A 19,555-nucleotide genomic window follows, 5' to 3' on the forward strand; every position below is an offset into this window, starting at 1 on the left:
TCGGTTTAAGACCAATAAAAAATTCCTACTGTTGTAGTTTACTTTTTTAAATCTATAGAATCCCAAACAATTTTCCTCTATGATATAACTATGATTTTTAGAAAAGCTACAGAGTCAGATGCAAAGAGGTGTCTGGAAATTTATGATGCCATCAGTGACTGGGAGGCGGCAAACGGAAAGCAGTGCTGCTGGGAAAAAGGTTTTTATCCGACTATGGAAACTGTTGAGGCGGCACTTTCTTTAGGGGAACTTTATGTTCTTGAAGATGAGAAAGCCGGGAAAACAGGTCAGATTGCCGCCTGCGGAATTATAAATCACAGTCAGCCGGAGTTTTATAAACTTTTTGACTGGGCTTTTGAGGCGGCTCTTTCTGAGGTGCTGGTGCTTCATACTTTTGGCGTTGATCCTGCGATGCAGAAAAAAGGCTATGGCAGCGCGTTTATGTCTTTTTATGAAAAAATGGCTTATGACACCGGATGTAAGACACTTCGCCTTGATACTGTAACATCAAATCAAAAATCTCAGGCTATGTATAAAAAACTCGGTTTCAAGACTTTGGGACAATGGGAAGGCGATCCGAACGAAGTCGGATGGTCGCTTACTTTTGTTGCTCTGGAAAAAGTTTTGCTGCCGAAGTGAGGAACTCTTCAGAGTCAGGCAATTAAAGGACACTAGAAAATCAGATGTCTGACTTGACAGTCATGCGTTCTGAAAGTTACTATTAACAGATGCATAGTTTTTGTCCTCCGGGGCAGATGATTTGCTATGCTGCATTCAAGGCTAACACCGAAAAATCCTCAGGTAGAATTTATTCAGTGTTTCTTTAGGGGAATATTGTGATTATAGAAAACAGAATAGAGGGATCAAAAAAGACTGTGCTGATTTCTGGCAGGCTTGATTCTGTTTCTTCACCGGAACTTGAAAATCATCTGAATGAACTTTTTTCCGGTACAGAGTTGCTTGTGCTTGATTTAAAAAATCTGGAATACATTTCGTCTGCCGGTCTGCGCGTCATTCTTGGAGTTAATAAAAAAATGACAGGAAACCGGCGGTGCGTCATCATAAATGTCTGTGATGCGGTGATGGAAATTTTTGAAGTTACTGGTTTTGCAGACATTTTGACTATTGAATGAAATTCCGGCGGAAAGCGGCGGTAATGACAGGAAAGGCAATATGAATGTAAAAGACAACTTGATTTTGGAACAGTACCGTTCTGAAAAAAGCAGATACGAACAGCTTGGAAAGGTTGTGCAGAAACGTCTTGAGGATATAGCCGCTGAATCTTCCGTGAGCGTAATGACGGTAGGACACAGGCTTAAAGATGAAAAAAGCCTCTGCGGAAAACTTTACCGCAAGGGCGAAAAATACCGCAGTCTTGAAGATATTACTGATATTCTTGGTGCGCGGATTGTCTGCTATTTTTACGATGACGTTGACGTTCTTGGAAAGCAGGTTGAAAAATCGTTTGTTGTTGACTGGGAAAATTCCGTTGACAAGCGAAAGCAGATGCGTGCAGATTCGTTCGGGTATCTTTCCCTGCATTACATCTGTTCGCTTCCTAAAGACGCCGGTTTTCCGCAGGAACTGTGCGATGTCCGCTTTGAAATTCAGATACGCACGATAATGCAACACGTCTGGTCAGAAATAAATCACGATTTAGGCTACAAAAGCGACTTTGGAATGCCGCGCGCAGTAATCAGGCAGTTTGCGCGTCTTGCCGGAATGTTTGAGATTATCGACGAAGAATTTATGCGCGTCCGTGACGGAATGAACGCATACACAAGTCAGACAAGGAAAAAAATTCAGGACGACAAGGCGCAGGATGTTCTTATGGACAATGTGTCTTTGCGTGAATATATGCTTTATAACAAAAAAATCCGTGCGTTCCTTGAGAGGATTGCCGGCATTGAAGGCTCTGAGATTACTGAAATCAGCCCGGAAAGTTACGTTCCGCAGCTCAAGTGGCTTAAAAAGAACACTATCGGTGATGTTCAGAGTATGCTTTACGAAAATGAGGAACTTGCATTTGAACTTGCCCGTAAGTCACTTGCCGGCTCTGAACTTGACGTTGTGGCGTCTACCGTTGCACTGCGCTTTTTGTGTCGCGCGGAACTTCTTTCAAAAAATTACACTGAACAACAGGCGGTGGAATTCATTTTGCTTTCTGTGTCAGACAAAAAACGTGCTGAACGTCAGGCAGAAATGCTTTTCCGTCAGAAAGAAGAACTGTAGCCGCTTTTCACTAAGCCGTCACTAATTCGTGCAGCGTAAGGTGATTTCCTTTGTTCTTCGCCGTTGTATTTTCAAGGTTCTTTCTGTATAATTGTTTCTATGAATGCAATTACCATAAAATATACTGCAAAAAGCGGCGTAGTTCCGCCTTCCTATAAAACGTCCGGGGCTGCCGGTGCTGATGTATGCGCTTTTTTAGATGCGCCTGTTGTTATCGGGTGCGGCGAGCGTGCAATGATTCCTACCGGACTGTGTTTTGAAATTCCTGAAGGTTTTGAAATTCAGGTGCGTCCGCGCTCCGGACTTGCTGCAAAAAACGGCGTTACTGTTCTTAATACGCCCGGCACAATAGACAGCGACTATCGCGGCGAAGTAAAAGTCATTCTTGTTAATTTGGGGAACGAGCCTTTTACCGTAAATAACGGCGACAGAATTGCGCAACTTGTTGCAGCTCCTGTTACACAGGGCGTTTTTGTTCAGGCAGAAACGCTTTCTGACACATCGCGCGGCGAGGGCGGATTCGGTTCTACCGGGGTAACGGCTTGAGTCTTTTAAAAAAAGCATCGTCATTCTGCCAGAAAAAAATCATTCCGCTTGTAGAAAAAGGCATTTCTTTATGCCGTGCCGTAATGGTTTGCGTTGCAGGACTTTTCTCTCCCTTTGTCCGCCTTGTAAAAAAACTGTACGGCAGGTTTCTTAAAACCAGGATTTCAAAAGTCCTCGTTTTTATAGACGGAATACAGACAAAATATTTCAAAAAAGGACAGCTTAAAAATTATGTCCTTGTGCGCTATATCGTAAAGGAACTGCTTTTGTATTTTGTGGTTGCCTTTCTGTTTTTCTTTATGATTTTTTTCTGCAATCAAATTCTTCTTCTTGCAGAGCAGATTCTTAAAAAACGAGTGCCGTTTGCAGATGTGTGCCGCCTTATTACTTATACTCTGCCTTCAGTAATTGCGCAGTCTGCGCCGTTTGCAACGCTCGTTGGTTTTTTGATGTGTCTTGGACGGCTTATGAGCGACAACGAAATTCTTATTATCCGCGCTTCCGGACAAAGTTATGCTATTGTAATGATTCCGGTTCTGATTTTGGGACTTGCAATTTCAATTTTTTCTTTTTTCGTGAATGACTATCTGCTTCCTGTGGGTACTATTAACTATAACAAGCTTTACCGCAAGATTATTGCGTCAAATCCCGGAATTGAAATTGAACCGAACACAATTAAGCGACTTAATGATTCTACGATTGTTATAGGCGATGTAAAAGACGGCGTTGTGTCTGACCTTGTTTTCTTTGATCGCGGAAACGACGGAAGTCAGCGGATAATAGTTGCAGGAAAATCAACGCTCCTGAGTGCAAAAAAAGATGGCGTACTTATGCAGATGAATATGTCTGATGCAGTAGTTTCTTTTCTTGACACAAAGAACAGAAGGAATTTTGATGTGCTTGCTTCGGGTGCAACAACGCTTAATATTTTTGATTCGTCTATTTTTGGTACAAACTATGCTGCTTCTCCGCGTGAAATGACGTCATTTGACCTTGGCAGGACGATAAAAAATATGCGTTCAAAAAAATCGTACAGTCAGCGGCAACTGAACCGATATGTAATGGAATATAACAAGAAATTTTCCATGCCGTTCGGCTCGATTTTTTTTGCGTTTCTTGCGCTTCCGCTTGCATTTCTGTTCGGAAAACATAATGGTCAGACAATTGGACTTATAATCGGTCTTTTTATATGCGTGTTGTACTGGGCTATGATGATTTTGGGACAGATTTTTTCAAGCCGGAACGGACTGAACGGTTTTATAATGATGTGGCTGCCTGATACTGTTATAGGCATTGCAGGCGTGTTGTTCTACCTTGCTTTAAAGAGAAAATGATATGAAACTTGTAAAATATCTTTTCAAGCGTTTTATTCCTATTTTTTTCGGTGCGCTCGGCTTTTTTTCGCTTGTTCTTGTGCTGGTAGACCTTCTTATGAATTTGTGGAAGTACATTCAGAACGAAGCGCCGGCGCTTCAGGTTGCATATCTTATGGCTCTTTACGTCCCGAAAACTCTCTGGTATGCAGTTCCGCTTGGAATTCTTTTTGCCGTTTCGTATACGCTTAGTGATTTGTACGCAAACAACGAGCTTACGGCGCTTTTTGCTTCCGGCGTGTCGCTTCTGCGCTTTACTATGCCGCTTCTGATTTTTTCCGTACTGATGAGTTTTGCGCTTTTTTTCTTTGAGGACAAAGTTGTCGTTCCTACATTTGCAAAAAAAACGCAGTTGCAAAATACACTTCTTCAGGAAAGCAAGTCGCTGAATAATGACAGCGTTGTCGTTCTTTCTAATTCCGGCTTTCTTGTGTACAAGGCGCAGGTTTATGATGATTCGCAGAAGCGCCTTTACGACCTGTATCTTGTATTCCGTAATCCGGATAAGTCGCTTCAGGCAGTAATTCATTCGGACATTGCGCTGTGGAATTCGAAAGAAAAGCGCTGGAATCTACAGAATGCAATGCAGTATACATACAGGGATAATACTCTTTTTCTTGAGGATGTACAGGACGATTTCCTTGCGCTTCTTACAGAGCCACCGGAAACGTTCCGTAATAATTCCGTTTCTGTTGAAGAAGTAAATACTCAGGATGCAAAGATTTACATTGAACATTTAAAGCGCGTAGGTCTTCCGTATAACGAGGAACTTTCTGTTTATTACAAGAAATTTGCCTTTCCGTGCATTGTGTTTATCGTCGTGTTTCTTTCAATCGGACTTTCAGGAAAATCCCGCAAAAATGTGCTTCTTATCAGTTTGTCACTTTCTGTCTGCTCGGCGGTTTTGTTCTATGTAATGCAGATGATGACAATGCTGCTTGCAAAATTCGGCTATATATCACCGTTTATGGGAGCGTGGTTCCCGGTGTTTTTCTTTATTATCATAAGCATTGTGCTTCTGCGCTATGCAAGGACGTAATTGTATGAATATTTTTTCTCCTGGACATACTTGTAAGAATTCTAAGGCACGCTGCGGTGTTATGCATCTTCCGCACGGTGATGTCCGGACTCCTGTTTTTATGCCGGTTGGTACAAACGGTGCGGTTAAGGCTGTTTCAAAAGACGATATTGAGGAAATGGGATTTGAGATAATTCTTGCAAATACATATCACCTGTTCCTTCGTCCGGGCGCTGATTTAGTTCAGGAAGCAGGCGGACTTCATGGATTTACAAAATATAACGGAAATTTCCTTACTGATTCCGGCGGTTTTCAGGTTTTTTCCCTTTCAAAATTGCGTAAAATAACGCCGGAAGGTGCGCGTTTTCAGAGCCATATAGATGGAAGCTACCATCTTTTTACGCCGGAAAATGTTGTTCAGACGCAGGTAAAATTCAATTCGGACATACAGATGCAGCTTGACGTATGCTCTGGATTTGGCGTAGACAGGAAAGAAGCAGTTTCTGCGCTTGAAATTACGACGGACTGGGCAAAGCGCGCAATTAAAGAATGGCAGAAGGAGCGCGAAGCCGGCTACAAAGGGTATCTGTTCCCGATTGTACAGGGAAACTTTTTTGAAGATTTGCGCCGTCAGAGTGCTGAATTTGTTGCAGGTCTTGATTCTGCAGGAATTGCCATCGGCGGACTTAGCGTTGGTGAACCGGCTGACGAGTTCGTTCATTTTATGAATTATACAAATCAGTTCCTGCCGGAAGAAAAAATAAAATACGTTATGGGAATTGGCACGCCGGAGTATATTCTTGAGGCTGTTGCTGCCGGAATTGATATGTTCGACTGCGTTCTTCCTACACGCAATGCGCGTAACGGCTCGTATTTTACTCATGACGGTATGCTTTCCATAAAGCAGGAACGTTTTACGCACGATTTTTCTCCGCTGGACAGGGAGTGTAACTGCAAGGTGTGCCGTACGTATTCACGCGCATATCTCCGTCATCTTTTCAAGGAGCAGGAAATCTTAAGTTCTATGCTTGCAAGCTATCATAATTTGTATTTCCTGAACAATATGATGAAGGAAATCCGTGCGGCAATTGAAAATGATACGTTTGAAACATACAAAAAATCGTTCCTGGAGCGTTTCAGGGCAGGGAACATTCAGTAGGAGTGGAAACGTGAAAAAGATTTTGTTTTTCCTTGCGGTGATGCCGCTTTCTTTCTGTTTTTCTCAATCTGCGGACACGGTTGATATGGATGATTTTTTAAACAGCCTGAACCCGACCGTTGAAACTCCGGCAGAAAAATCTTCCCTTGAAAAAACGGCTGAAACCACGGAAGATGCTTCTTCCGCTTCAGAAACTATTTCTGCGGCGGAAGATTTGTCTTCTGGTTCGGAAGAGCCGTCTTATGACACAGGCGCTTTTCCAGCTTCGGAAAGTTCTTCTTCGGTAACAGGCTCATTCGCCGCTTCAAACGCATCTTCCGAAGCCGCCGCCGATGAAAGCGGTTCTGCCGTTTCGGAGCATTTTTACTCGCCGGAAGAAAATTCTGCCGTAACAGATGTTTCTGTTTCTGCTTTACGTGATGAAACTGCGGAGGATGTTTCGCAGGCGGCGGAAGAACAGCCTGAGTCAGAGGAAATTGACTATCTTAATATGGAAATTGTAATACCGGAGAAAAAACGTCCGAAAAAGCCTGATACTGAGAAAATCAAAGAGGCGGAGCGAAAGGATGAAGACGGCGAAGAATACGCAAAAAATCAGAAGACTATAAAGTTCGGTACTGCTTCTGAAATCAGCGGCGTAATTGATAAAATCAACGAGGCGGAGGACTTGCGCTATTACGATGATTTTTATGATTTGTTCCAGATTACAAAGTCAAACGAAATAAAGGGCAGGATTCTTGACTATTTTGCAAAGCAGGAAGACGACTGTCTTGAAGATTATGCCGTCGAAATTCTTGCAGATCCGTATGACGTTCCTGTTTCTGCCGTTGAAAAATGCTTTAATTACGTTTCTTCCGTAGGAAGCAAGGCTGCAGGTCCTGCTCTTGTAAAAATCCTTGAGGCTGGCGAAGAAAAATATTTTAACGGTGCGCTTTCTGCACTAGGAAAAACTGGCGGCGTGCGGGAGGCAAAATATCTTGCACATTATCTTGAGCGCGATGATTTAACCGTTCCTCAAAAACAGGCTCTTATGCGTACGCTTGGCGCGATGAGTGCTGCGGAAACGTGGGAAGAAGTCCGAAAAATTGCTCTTGACGAGGACGAAAACAGTTTTGTGCGTATGTATGCGGCAGAATCAATCGGAAAAATGCAGAAGGATGAATCTGTTCCTGTTCTGATGAAGCTGTTTGAGGAAGGCGACCCGAATATGCGTCAGTATTGCATAAAAGGACTTTCATATTATCCTAATTCAAAAGATGCAAAAGAAACTGTAATTCAGGCAATCAGGGATGACCATTATAAAGTTCGCCTGGAAGCAATTTCTGCGGTAAAAAAACTAAAAATGGAAGAGGCTGTTCCGTATCTTACGTACCGCGCAAAAAATGATCCGGAAAATGTAGTGAAAAAGGAATGTTTCCCTGTTCTTGCAGAACTTAATACAAAAGATTCCATTGCTTTTTTAATTGAGCAGATTACAGATAAATCAGTTCCTGATTCGGTGAAATATCAGGCGGCTGAAGCACTGATGAAAAACGGCATTTCCGGTGAAGACGAAATCATTGCGCTTGCAAAAGACGTTCTTAAGGACGACCGGCGGAAATCGCTGCGGCAGAACCTTGGAAAACTGTTCATAAAGTATGCGCGCCCGGGCTATTCGGAAATCTGCGTACTGTATTTGCAGTCAAAAGACACCCTTACGCAGAGTCAGGGGCTTGAACTGTACAAAAATGCGCGTTACGAATCTGCAAAACCGAGCGTTCAGGCTATAGTTGATGATAAAAATGCAAAAACTTCTAACAAAAAACGCGCCCGTTCGCTTTTAGGTCTTTCCGAAGAAGAGGAAAATAAACCTGCCTCTTCGGAATCAGTCTCTGGTTCAGACGCAAAGTAGCAGGGCAGGGAGAACCTACTTAAACAGTTCGTTCAGTAACCTGTATACTGCATTGATTTCATCCTGCTGTTCTTCCGTAAAGATATCACCTTTATCAACAAGCGATTCCAGCGATGCAAGGCTTTCGTTCAATGCAGTAGAAAGTCCTCGCGAAACTTTGAGCCAGTAGTTATCGCTGCCATCGGTAAAAAGACAGATAAATCCATATTCCTTGCTTTTTTGTTTTGCAATAACGACTTTAAGAATTGTCTTGATTGCGGCGGTAAGCGTTTCTGCCGCACCTTCGTCATTCAGGTTTATGTTGAGTTTTCTGTTCCACTGCGATTCTTCAATCGGTGAAAGGTCTGTAATGCGTGCAAGTTTCAGGGTAGTTTCTATTTTTTCGCCGTCTAAAAGCATAAATCCGTTAGGGAATAAAATTCTTCCCTTCATTTTGCCTTCTGCCTTTAGCGAAGCGTCATCCTGTTCTTCCCGCGCGGCTTTTACAAACTGTTCGAACGGCAGCAATGCCACACGCTGACCTTTTACTTTTTTTACAATGAAAGTTTCGCTTCCGATAGAAAGACATTCGCCGTCTTTTCCTGCCTTTTCGCCGTTCCGCAAATCTTTTTTGTCAGTTTTGTTTTTCTGCGCATTTTTTTCGTACAGTTCAGCCTGTTTTTCAAGAGTCCGGCTCACCTTGCTTGTTTCAAGGCGCTGTACAAGTTCCGGCGAAAGCTGGTTCAGGATGTTTTTTGTAAGCGGCGAAACGCTCATCGCAAACATTCGCGACGTGCGCACGATTTCACCGGCAACAATGTAAAGCGGATCCTGCTTGAACATAACCGAGCCGGGATGAATGCATATTTTATCCTGCGTAAGGCTCTTGTAATTGTCACGACCGGCACGCACGCACACAAACTGAATCATACCGGCGGCAATACAGCATAGATAGTCCGACTTGTCTCCGCCGCCGCATATCGGAATTTTCATTTCCGTAACGATGTCGCTAAGCTGCGCATTGATGTTTTCTATTTCAAGCATTATGCGTTCGTCAAGATAGTTCCTCTTGCAGAATGCGCTTTTCTTTTCCGCGCCGTCGCATTTTTCAAACGCCCTGAAAAGGTTTAAGTACGCGGCAAAATCTCCGTGTATGTCGCGGAACGAATGGTGTGCGCGGCGTGCTTCAAGTTCTTCTCCCGGCGGAAGAATATACGGAGAATTTGCAGAAAGAAAACTTGCGGCTATAATCACTTCTTCAAGAACATTCGGATAGTGCATTATTGCTTCTACGATAATGCGGCTTGTCCTTGGCTCAAGCGGAAACTGCACCATAAGTTTTCCGATTGCAGAAAGCGAATTGTCTTTGTCAAGTGCGCCAAGCATATTAAGCGTATCTGTTGCACCGATAATGCCTTCTTTTCCCGGTGATGAAATAAAGTCAAATCCCTGAAAGTCTCGTATTCCTAAATCTGCCATTTGAAGGACGACTTCGCTTAAATCCGTGCGGTAGATTTCCTCAAGCGTATAAAGTGGACGGGTGTCAAAGTCTTTTCGCGGATAGAGCCTGTAGCACGTTCCTGGACGGGTTCGTCCTGCACGTCCGCGCCTCTGGTTACAGCTTGCCTTTGAAACCTGCGTTTCTACAAGGCTTGAAGTAAACGTCCGCGGATTGTAGTAGTTCAGCTTTGCAAGCCCGGAGTCGATTACCGTCGTTATGTCCGCGATTGTAACGGAAGTTTCTGCAATGTTCGTAGAAATGATTACTTTTTTCTTTCCCTTTGGCGCAGGCAGAAATACGCGTTCCTGTTCCTCTTTTGAAAGCCGCCCGTACAGCGGAAGCGTGTGTATTTTTGAGGCAAAATGCGAATGGTCAAGAATGTTCATACAGTCCTTGATGATTTTTTCGCCCGGAAGGAATATAAGGATTCCTCCGTCGTCCTTGTTGTCAAGAACGCGTTGTACAATTCCGCAGATTTTCAGAAGAAGCTCGTCCGTAGCGGCGGCAGAAAGCGTAGTTGCGGCAATTTTCGGCGGATCGTAGACCATCGTAACAGGATATGTGATTGTGTCTATCGTAACGATAGGGCAGCCGCCGAAGTAGTCGCTGAAAGCTTCTGCATTAAGAGTTGCAGAACTTACGATTACCTTAAATTCCTTGCGCTCTGCAAGAACACGCTTTAAAAGTCCAAGTACAAAGTCAATGTTCAGGCTTCGTTCGTGCGCTTCGTCAACCATAATGACTGAATATTTAGAAAGCCATGGATCAAGCTTCATTTCCTGAAGAAGAATTCCGTCAGTCATTATTTTTATTTTTGTCGTCTGGTCTGTCTTGTCTTCAAAGCGCATTTTGTAGCCGACAAGTCCCGGATATGTCGTTCCAAGCTGCTTTGCAATGAATTCGCTTACGCTGAGCGCGGCAATTCTTCTTGGCTGTGTTACGGCTATAATTCCCGTACTGTCATATCCGGCTTCGTGCAGAATGACAGGAAGCTGAGTTGTTTTTCCCGAACCTGTCGGGCTTTGTACTACTATTACCTGGTTGTCCTTAAGGGCATCAAGTATCCTTTGTTTCTGTTCGTAAACTGGTAATGATTTGTATTCTATTTCCATAGTATTGTTTCCTTTGTTTTTCCGCATATTTCAATGCGTTTTTCTATGTAGGAAGCCCATTTGTGCCTTCCTGCATTTTTCAAATAATCAACAAAATCAGAGTCTAGATTTTTTATGATGAATTCCCAGTTTGTGTTGATGTACGTTGTGATGTAGCAGGGGTTCGTTTCCTTTATTATAACATTTTTTTCTGACTCTGTACCGTGTTTTCTGGAAAAAGTAACTTCAAACATAAGACCGTCGCCTGTGTTTTCCCTGTCGTTCAGCGGATTGTCAAGTTCCGGCTGCCATCTTTGACCGCTGATTGTGTTTCCGTTTCCGTACATAATCAGTTTTTCAAGATTTCCGGTGCGTTCGTTTCCGATAATCTCCCTTTCGCGGATAATGTGCGGATGGTTTGCCCAGATAACGTCAACTCCGCTTTCAAGAAGGGTGTAGTAATAATTCCTGCGCTTTTCAGCAACGCCGGGAACGTACTCCGTTTCGTCGGTGTGAACGGAAAGTACGAAAATGTCGCACGGATTTTCCTTTCTTAGCGCGCTTACGAAGGCTGTAAGCGATTCCCTGCCTTTCTGCGTGTACGGCACATAGTTCATATACGTTTTGAAATCCGGGCGGTTCAGTATTTCCGTAACGGCAAGAAAAAGTACCGTCCATCCGTCCTTTTTTATGATGCAGGAAGAAAATTTTTCCTCCGGCGTTTTCTTAAGCCCTGAAAAATAAACTGTCCTTCCATTTTCCGCATTTTGTGTCTGCGTATGTACAGTTTCTGCCCATTTTGCCGTTGCCCTCATTCCTTCAAATCCCTGATCGTTTGTGTGGTTGTTCACAAGGGAAAAAACGTTGAATCCTGCGCTGACTGCGGCTTCCGGGTATTCGGGGTGCATATTGAAATTTGGGAAAGACGAGTAGGGAAGGTCTTTTGAAACAGGCGCTTCTATGTTTGCAAAAGCCAGATCTGCTGACTGAACTGTGCCTGAAATGCTCTCCCAGATTTTATTGTAGCCGCGCATATTGAAATTCGGCTTGTGCGCCATTACGTCACCGGCAAAAAGCAGCGTTAGCGTATCTTCCTTTTCCGGCGGCGTCTGTTTTGATACGGTGGAACAGCCTGATACGGCAAAGAGTAGCGGTAGAAAAGCAAAAAATAAGAGGACGAAATTTCGCATCTGATTTATCTTACCATAAGGAAGATGCTTTTTCTACCGCCTGAAGACTGTGTCGTACCTTGTTGCTGCCGGTTGAATTATGCCTGAAGCGCAGTTACGGCAACTGTAGCTACGATGTCGTCTACGTTACAGCCGCGGCTTAAATCGTTGAGCGGTTTTGCAAAGCCCTGGCATACAGGACCGATTGCCATCCATCCGCCCATTCGCTGTGCAATTTTATAGCCGATGTTTCCTGCGTTGATGTTCGGGAATACAAAAACGTTTGCGTGTCCTGCAACTTTTGAATCCGGCGCTTTGATTGTGCTTACTTCCGGTGCAACAGCCGCGTCAAACTGGAATTCTCCGTCAAGTTCAAGGTCAGGTGCTTTTTCCCGTGCGATTTTTACTGCTTCCTGTACTTTCGGAACGCTCTTAAGGTATTTGTCATCGTTTCCGCTTCCTTTTGTAGAGAACGAAAGCAGCGCCACCTTAGGGCTTATTCCGGCGATTTTCTGTGCCGTGTCCGCCGCTGCAATTGCTATGTCTGAAAGTTCTTCTGCCGTAGGTTCAATGTTGATTGCACAGTCTGCAAAAAGCGCAACGCCTTCCGGAATGTATTTGTTTCCTCCTTCCGGAGCTACCATAATGAAACTTGATGAAACAGTCTTTATTCCAGGCGCTGTCTTGATAACCTGAAGTCCCGGGCGCAGTGTGTTTGCCGTTGAATGGCAGGCACCGGAAACAAAACCGTCTGCATCTCCTGCTTTAAGCATAAGTGCGCCGAACATCGTGCGGTCTTTTAGAATGTATGATTTTGCGCTTGCAACGTCTGCATATTCCGGCGCACCAGTTTTCTTGTTGATTTTTCCTTCGCGCGCCTTGTACAGAAGTTCCGCGTAAGCATCCGTCCTGTCTGATGAAGCCGGATCTACAAGTTCTACACCGGAAAGGTCAACGCCCGGCGCAACGCGGCTGCATTCTTCCTTTGTTCCGATAAGGATGATTTTTGCAATTCCTTCCTTAACGATTTTTGCCGCCGCCTCAACGACGCGCTTGTCTTCGCCCTCGCACAGAACGATAGTTTTTCCGGCTTTTTTAGCCTTTTCCTTTAATGCTGCTACAAAATCCATAGTATTTGACTCCTAATATATCAATGTAATTGCCGTAATTATATCACAATGAACAATTATTGGACATATTAGGACAGGTGATTTATACTATAAATATGATTTATAAATTCATTTTTGGAAAACCTTTTGAAACAGAATCAGTAGTTAATCTTCCTTCTGATACGCAGATTTTTACAGATGACCTTAAGCAGTTCCCTGCCGGTAAAATTTCTCTTGAGTCCGGCTTTGAACTTTCAATTCCGCTTGCTGATGACGATATGATTTTTGGTCTTGGCGAGGCAATGGGCGGAATAAACAAGCGCGGAAGAATATACAGAAGCTGGTGCAATGACGACCCGAGCCATACCGAAGAAAAAGAATCTTTGTACGGTGCGCATAATTTTCTTGTCATCTATTCGCCGTCTTCGCATAAATGTTTCGGTCTTTATGCCGACTATCCGGGAAATCTTGTAATTGATGCCGGCTGTACAAAAAAAGACGTTCTTTCACTTTCCTGCGGACAGGCTGACATTGTGCTTTATTATATAGAAGAAAAGAACGGCGGAATAAAGGACGTTGTTTCTGCTTTCAGGAATATAATCGGTACAAGCTACATTCCGCCGTACTGGGCGTTCGGTTATATGCAGAGCCGTTGGGGTTACGGCAGTCAGAAGGACGTAGAAGACGTTTTTGATAATTACCGTGCGCTTGACATTCCGCTTGACGCAATCTTCCTTGACATTGACTATATGGACGAATTTCGTGATTTTACTGTGGATTCACAAAAAATCCCTGATTTGAAGAAGACTGTTTCAGCCCTTAAGGAAAACGGCGTTCATCTTGTGCCGATTATTGATGCAGGAGTAAAGTCGGATGAAGGATATTCCGTAGATGAGGAAGGCATAAAGGAAAATATGTTCTGCCGCAAAAAAGACGGTTCTCTGTTCCGCGCAGCTGTGTGGCCGGGACTTGCGCATTTTCCAGATTTTCTTAATCCCGACGTGCGCAAATGGTTCGGAAATCAGTATTCTGTCCTCCTTGACTGCGGAATAGACGGTTTCTGGAACGATATGAACGAACCTGCGCTTTTTTATTCGGAGGACGGAATAAAGCGCGCCGCAGACACGCTGACCGAACTTGCAAAAAAAGCTGACAGAAACGATTCGATTATTTCCTGGAGTATGAAAGATACCGTTCTTGGCGTTCAGAACAGCATTGAAGACTACAAAAGTTTTTATCACCGCGTTCCTGCTTCTCTCTGCGGGAATTTTTCTGACTCTGAAAAAGACGGTACTGCAATTGTACGTCACGACAAAGTTCATAATCTGTACGGCTTTAATATGACACGCGCCGCCGCAGAATATTTTTCTTCAAATTGCGAAAAGCCTGTGTTTCTTATTTCGCGCGCTTCATTTATAGGAATGCACCGTTACGGCGGCATCTGGACAGGCGATAACTGTTCGTGGTGGAGTCACATTCTGCTCTGCCTTAAAATGCTTCCATCGCTGAATATGTGCGGTTTTTTGTATACTGGCTGCGATTTGGGCGGCTTTTCCTGCAATACGACGCGCGAGCTTCTTCTGCGCTTTCTTGCATTGGGAGTATTTACGCCTCTTATGCGCAATCATTCCGCACTTGGAACGCGCGCTCAGGAAGTCTATGCGTTTGAAAATCCGGAAGATTTCCGCGCAATAATTCAGCTTCGTTACAGGCTGCTTCCGTATCTTTACAACGAATATGTAAAGGCTTGCCGGAACGGTACTATGTATTTCCGTCCGCTTGCGTTTGATTACCCGGATGACAGGATTGCGCTTTCTACGGAAGACCAGCTTATGCTTGGCGAAGAACTTATGATTGCGCCTGTTTACGTACCGAACGCCACAGGAAGAACAGTATACCTTCCGGAAGATATGTACTGCGTCCGCTGCCGTAAGGAAAACGGCGGATGTGCCGGTGGCGCGCCGGAGCAGGTTCTGTATAAAAAAGGCGTTCATTTTATATTCTGTGCCGCGGACGAAGTTGTCTTTTTTATAAAGAAGAATTGTGCCGTTCCGGTAGTTCTTCCTGCGCGTAATTCTTCTGAAATTGACTATTCTACGCTTTCGTGGTGGGGCGATTCTTCTGCATTCGGGAAATATAAGATGATTTCAAGGTAAAGGAAGAAGTCAGGTGATTTTTTTGCAGGACAGGTTTCTCCTTCCGCCGTTTTCTCTTGTTCTATAATCTGCTATACTCTTTTTACAATGAATATTCTATCTATAAGTAATCTTGCAAAAATTGGACGCGAAGAGCCGCTTTTTTCCGGCGTTACGTTCGGTCTGAACGAGGGCGAAAAGGCGGCGCTCATCGGGCGAAACGGTACGGGAAAGTCAACGCTTTTGAATACAATAGCCGGAGTCCTTGTTCCTGATGAAGGGCAGGTAGTCATCAATAAGGATGCAGGCGTTTCGTTTCTGCCGCAAAATCCGCCGTTCAGCAAGGACGACACAATCCGCGAACATATTTTTAAAAGCAGTTCTCCAAAACTTTCGGTAATCAGGCAGTATCTTGATTTGTGCGAAAAACTCAGTACCAGTTACAGTCCGGGAATTCAGAAGCAGTACGATGCGCTTATCGAACAGATGGACAGGCAGGATTTGTGGAACTACGAAGCGCAGGTAAGTTCCGTCCTTTCGACTTTGAATATTCACGATATGGAACGGAAAATGGGAACTTTGAGCGGCGGAATGGTAAAAAAAGTTGCGCTTGCTCAGGTTCTTGTTGAAGACACGCGGCTTCTCCTTCTTGACGAGCCTACTAATCATCTTGACATAACTACAATTTCCTGGCTTCAAAACTATCTGCGCGACACTGACAGAACAGTGCTGATGGTAACGCACGACCGCTATTTTCTTGACGCAGTATGCACGAACATTTTTGAGATTGATCGCAAGGCTGTAAAACTGTATCAGGGCAATTATTCCGCTTATCTTGAAAAAAAAGAAATTGAAACTGAAATCCAGCAGAATACTGACCGCCGCATAGAGAGCGTCCTTCGTTTTGAGCGCGACTGGCTTATGCGCGGACCTTGTGCACGCGGAACGAAGGCAAAGGCTCGCATTCAGAGGGATATGCAGCTGATAAACCGCGAGAAATTTAAGGAAACAAAAGGTTTTACGTTTGAAGTGCAGGGCAGGCGGCTGGGCGGAAAAGTTCTGGAACTTGAGTCAATTTCCAAATCGTTTAACGGCGTTCCTGTTATCCGCTCGTTTTCCTATGTATTTACAGCCGGGCAGAAAATCGGAATTTTCGGCAACAACGGTTCTGGAAAATCTACGCTTCTGAACATAATCACCGGCGTAATTCAGAGCGATTCTGGCAGTGTAGTGAAGGGTGAAAATACTGTTTTCGGCTACTACAATCAAAATCCTGTTTTTGACGATATGACTGTAACTGTCCTTGAATACATAAAGGAAGCGGCGGAATATATTACGCGCAATGACGGAAAAACGCTGAGCGCATCACTTTTTCTTAATGAATTCGGCTTTGAGGGGAAAAATCAGTATTCGCCGGTAAGTTCCTTGAGCGGCGGCGAACGCAAGCGCCTGTTTTTAGTGCGCCTTCTGATGGCTAATCCTAATTTTCTTATTCTTGATGAACCGACAAATGATTTTGACATTTTTACGATGAATATTCTGGAACAGTTCCTTGCGCAGTACAAGGGCTGCCTTCTTGTTGTAAGCCACGACCGATATTTTATGGATAAAACTGCTGATACGCTTTTTATTATAGAAGAAAATGGCGATATAAGCGGCTTTGTTGGAAAATGCAGCGAATACATTTCATACCGCGAACGGCTTGCCGCAGAGGAAAAGGCAGCCGCAAAAAACGCCGGTTCTGCCAGTTCAGCCGGTTCGGTGGAAAAGCGCGCCGCCGGTACAAACTCCGGCACGGTCAGCCTTGCGGAAAACGAGAATGCGCGGCAGGCTTCCCGTCAGGAAAAGCGCCGTCTTACTTTTAAGGAACAGAAGGAATTTGAGGTGCTTGAATCTGAAATTGCCGCGCTTGAAAACCAGAAAACTGAACTTGAAGCAAAGATGAGCGGCGGCGATAACGGAGATTTCAGCGCAATAGGTGAAACAGCACGCAAGTATAACGAATGCACTGCACTTTTGGAAGAAAAGTATGCGCGCTGGGAAGAACTTGCATCATTCGCGTAATTTGCGGTTTTGCCTGTTCCTGTCAAAGAAAATAAGCAGTTTTTCTGCCTTCTTGCAAGCGGCTTGAAAACGCGGTATATTTGACCTGTTCATGTCAGGATATGCGGATGTAATACAACGGTAGTATGGAAACTTCCCAAGCTTCACACGCGGGTTCGACTCCCGTCATCCGCTTTGCTCCTTGCGAGATTTTCGCGCTTTAAACTGAATTTTTCCGCTCCGGCTTTTCTGCTTGACAGTTTATTTATTTTTGTGTATAGTTCTTCCTGTACATTTTAATTATCTTTTAAGATGGACTCGTCGCAGACGGGTCTTTTTTATTTAAGGGAGCTGAAGTGGAGTATATTCCTTTAAAATCAATGGCGTACTACGATGAATGTGCGCCGCTAGTAGAAGGACTGGGATACATTCTTGTTGAACTTAAAATAACTTCTTCCGGTTCGACTAAAAAAATTTCGGCAGTCATTGCGTCTAAGGATGCCGGCGTTGACATCGGCGTAAACGACTGTGCAAAAGTCCATCACGCGCTGCTTCCGCGGCTGGAGGCACTTCTTGGTACGGAAGATACGTATATGGAACTTACTTCTCCGGGAATGGAGCGCAACATCAAGAACGCGGCTGAATTTGCGGTGTTTACCGGCAGGGAAATCCGCGTGTGGGACAAAACCGTTACTGACTGGGTAAGCGGCGTGATTACAGCCTCAGACGAAAAGTCCGTAACGCTGGAAAAGGACGGAGAAAAAATCACCGTTCCTTTTGAACAGATAGCAAAAGCAAAATTCATTCATATATAATAATTTATTTGGGGGCTTAAAATGTCAGAAATGGCAGAGGCTATTCGTGCTTTAATTGCAGAAAAAGGGTATACAGAAGAATCTGTAAAGCAGACTATTGAAAATGCGCTGAAGTCAGCGTACAAGCGTACATACGGTACTTCGGACAATGCTATCGTAAAATTTGCAGAAGATATGTCCGACGTTGCCATTTATTCACGCAAGACGGTTGTTGACGGCGTGTATGATCCTGTTACGGAGATTGAGATTGAGGAAGCGCAGAAACTTTCAGACGATGTTGAACTTGGTGATGAAATTGACATTCTGGAAGATCCAAAATCTTTTGACCGTTCCGCTGTTTCTACAGGAAAGCAGACGGCTCATCAGGGATTGAACGAAACGATAAAGGATTCTTTGTACAATCAGTACAAGGACAAAGTCGGCGAGATGATAAACGGATATTTCCAGCGTGAACGTAACGGCAATATTTTCGTTGATCTTGGAAATGCAGGAAAGCTTGAAGGCTATCTTCCTGTAAAATTCCAGTCTCCGCGCGAAACTTACGAGCAGGGTGACAGAATAAAGGCGATTATCGTTGACCTTAAAAAGACGACTTCCGGACTTCAGATTGTGCTTTCCAGAAGTGATCCGCGCCTTGTTCAGATTGTTATGGAGCTTGAAATTCCTGAAATTGCAGACGGAACTGTAAAAATTGAAAAATGCGTCCGCGAGGCCGGTTACCGTACAAAGATGGCAGTTTCTACCGTCCGCGAAGAAATTGACCCGGTCGGTGCGTGCGTAGGAACTAAGGGTGTGCGCATTCAGAACGTTATCCGCGAACTTTTGGGTGAAAAGATTGACGTTCTTCGCTACGATGCTGATCCGGCCGTGTTCATTCAGAATGCGCTTTCTCCGGCGCAGGTAAACCGCGTTGTAATTCTTGATGCAGAGAAAAAACAGGCGCTTGCAATCGTAGATGATTCGCAGTTCTCTCTGGCAATCGGCAAGCAGGGACAGAACGTACGCCTTGCAAACCGCCTTTGTGACTGGAATATCGACGTTAAGACTGAAGAGCAGTGCGCCGGAATGGATTTCTCCGACAAGGCTACAACTCTTGCCGCACGCAATCTGTTTAAGGACGAGCCGGCAGAGGCTGACGAAGAGATTACGACAGTTGCCGAATTGCCTGGAGTTTCAGAAACAAGTGCAAAAATTCTTAAGGCAAACGGCATTGAAGATATTGTTAAGTTTATCGAAGCATACGATAATAAGAGCGTTGAGCAGATAGAAGGTCTTTCTAAAGAAGAAATTGAAAGCATCTATGCACTTATAAAAGAAAACGTTGAATTTGTAGAGGAGCAGGAAGATGCTGCCGGCTCTGAGGAACATAATGAAGAACCGCAGGAAGAGGAAAAGTATTACTGTCCTGAATGTGGTGCTGAAATTACACTTGACATGACACTCTGTCCAAAATGTGGTGTTGAGTTTGAATTTACTGAGGACGAGGAATAGGGT

General features: G+C 44.2%; 15 protein-coding genes and 1 tRNA gene. 13 read left to right on the forward strand and 3 right to left on the reverse strand.

Annotated elements, in window-relative coordinates:
- Positions 1-90 precede the first annotated feature (90 nt).
- From B5D55_RS07720 to B5D55_RS07755, 8 genes are all read left to right on the forward strand, one after another.
- On the forward strand, positions 91-639 hold the full coding sequence (locus B5D55_RS07720; RefSeq protein ID WP_078933436.1) for a GNAT family N-acetyltransferase: 549 nt from the start codon (positions 91-93) through the stop codon (positions 637-639).
- A gap of 197 nt (positions 640-836) precedes the next feature.
- Positions 837-1,133: an STAS domain-containing protein gene (locus B5D55_RS07725; protein WP_078933437.1), complete on the forward strand. Its 297-nt coding sequence runs from the start codon at positions 837-839 to the stop codon at positions 1,131-1,133.
- Between the two features lie 40 nt (positions 1,134-1,173).
- The gene (locus tag B5D55_RS07730; RefSeq protein WP_159446183.1) at positions 1,174-2,232 is read left to right on the forward strand and encodes a GTP pyrophosphokinase; all 1,059 of its coding nucleotides are present in this window, start codon (positions 1,174-1,176) and stop codon (positions 2,230-2,232) included.
- Between the two features lie 99 nt (positions 2,233-2,331).
- Complete coding sequence (gene dut, locus B5D55_RS07735) at positions 2,332-2,778, forward strand: dUTP diphosphatase (RefSeq protein WP_078933439.1); 447 nt, start codon at positions 2,332-2,334, stop codon at positions 2,776-2,778.
- On the forward strand, positions 2,775-4,112 hold the full coding sequence (locus tag B5D55_RS07740; RefSeq protein WP_234975405.1) for an LptF/LptG family permease: 1,338 nt from the start codon (positions 2,775-2,777) through the stop codon (positions 4,110-4,112). Before dut ends, B5D55_RS07740 begins: the two co-directional genes overlap by 4 nt.
- 1 nt (position 4,113) lies before the next feature.
- Entirely contained in the window at positions 4,114-5,190 is a 1,077-nt protein-coding gene (locus tag B5D55_RS07745) for an LptF/LptG family permease (protein WP_078933440.1), read from the forward strand.
- A 4-nt stretch (positions 5,191-5,194) separates the two neighbouring features.
- Entirely contained in the window at positions 5,195-6,328 is a 1,134-nt protein-coding gene (tgt, locus tag B5D55_RS07750) for a tRNA guanosine(34) transglycosylase Tgt (RefSeq protein ID WP_078933441.1), read from the forward strand.
- A 10-nt stretch (positions 6,329-6,338) separates the two neighbouring features.
- Positions 6,339-8,219, forward strand: coding sequence for a HEAT repeat domain-containing protein (locus B5D55_RS07755; protein ID WP_159446184.1), 1,881 nt, complete (start codon positions 6,339-6,341; stop codon positions 8,217-8,219).
- A gap of 15 nt (positions 8,220-8,234) precedes the next feature.
- On the opposite strand, the gene B5D55_RS07760 is transcribed toward B5D55_RS07755, so the two are convergent.
- From B5D55_RS07760 to pta, 3 genes are all read right to left on the reverse strand, one after another.
- Positions 8,235-10,811 (reverse strand): helicase-related protein, encoded by a 2,577-nt coding sequence (locus tag B5D55_RS07760; RefSeq protein ID WP_078933443.1) that lies wholly within the window; start codon positions 10,809-10,811, stop codon positions 8,235-8,237.
- On the reverse strand, positions 10,802-11,980 hold the full coding sequence (locus B5D55_RS07765) for a CapA family protein (RefSeq protein WP_078933444.1): 1,179 nt from the start codon (positions 11,978-11,980) through the stop codon (positions 10,802-10,804). Before B5D55_RS07765 ends, B5D55_RS07760 begins: the two co-directional genes overlap by 10 nt.
- Positions 11,981-12,057: 77 nt before the next feature.
- On the reverse strand, positions 12,058-13,089 hold the full coding sequence (pta, locus tag B5D55_RS07770; RefSeq protein ID WP_078933445.1) for a phosphate acetyltransferase: 1,032 nt from the start codon (positions 13,087-13,089) through the stop codon (positions 12,058-12,060).
- 95 nt (positions 13,090-13,184) lie between these two features.
- On the opposite strand from pta, the gene B5D55_RS07775 reads away from it, so the two are divergent.
- From B5D55_RS07775 to nusA, 5 genes are all read left to right on the forward strand, one after another.
- The gene (locus B5D55_RS07775) at positions 13,185-15,224 is read left to right on the forward strand and encodes a glycoside hydrolase family 31 protein (protein WP_078933446.1); all 2,040 of its coding nucleotides are present in this window, start codon (positions 13,185-13,187) and stop codon (positions 15,222-15,224) included.
- Between the two features lie 87 nt (positions 15,225-15,311).
- A complete protein-coding gene (locus B5D55_RS07780) occupies positions 15,312-17,267 on the forward strand; it encodes an ABC-F family ATP-binding cassette domain-containing protein (protein WP_078933447.1) in 1,956 nt (651 codons plus the stop codon).
- Between the two features lie 103 nt (positions 17,268-17,370).
- Positions 17,371-17,441 (forward strand) — tRNA-Gly (locus B5D55_RS07785).
- Positions 17,442-17,602: 161 nt separating this feature from the next.
- The gene (gene rimP, locus B5D55_RS07790) at positions 17,603-18,061 is read left to right on the forward strand and encodes a ribosome maturation factor RimP (protein WP_078933448.1); all 459 of its coding nucleotides are present in this window, start codon (positions 17,603-17,605) and stop codon (positions 18,059-18,061) included.
- Between the two features lie 21 nt (positions 18,062-18,082).
- A complete protein-coding gene (gene nusA, locus B5D55_RS07795; RefSeq protein ID WP_078933449.1) occupies positions 18,083-19,552 on the forward strand; it encodes a transcription termination factor NusA in 1,470 nt (489 codons plus the stop codon).
- Positions 19,553-19,555: the final 3 nt, after the last annotated feature.

This window comes from Treponema porcinum (genome assembly GCF_900167145.1).
Lineage (GTDB): Bacteria > Spirochaetota > Spirochaetia > Treponematales > Treponemataceae > Treponema_D > Treponema_D porcinum.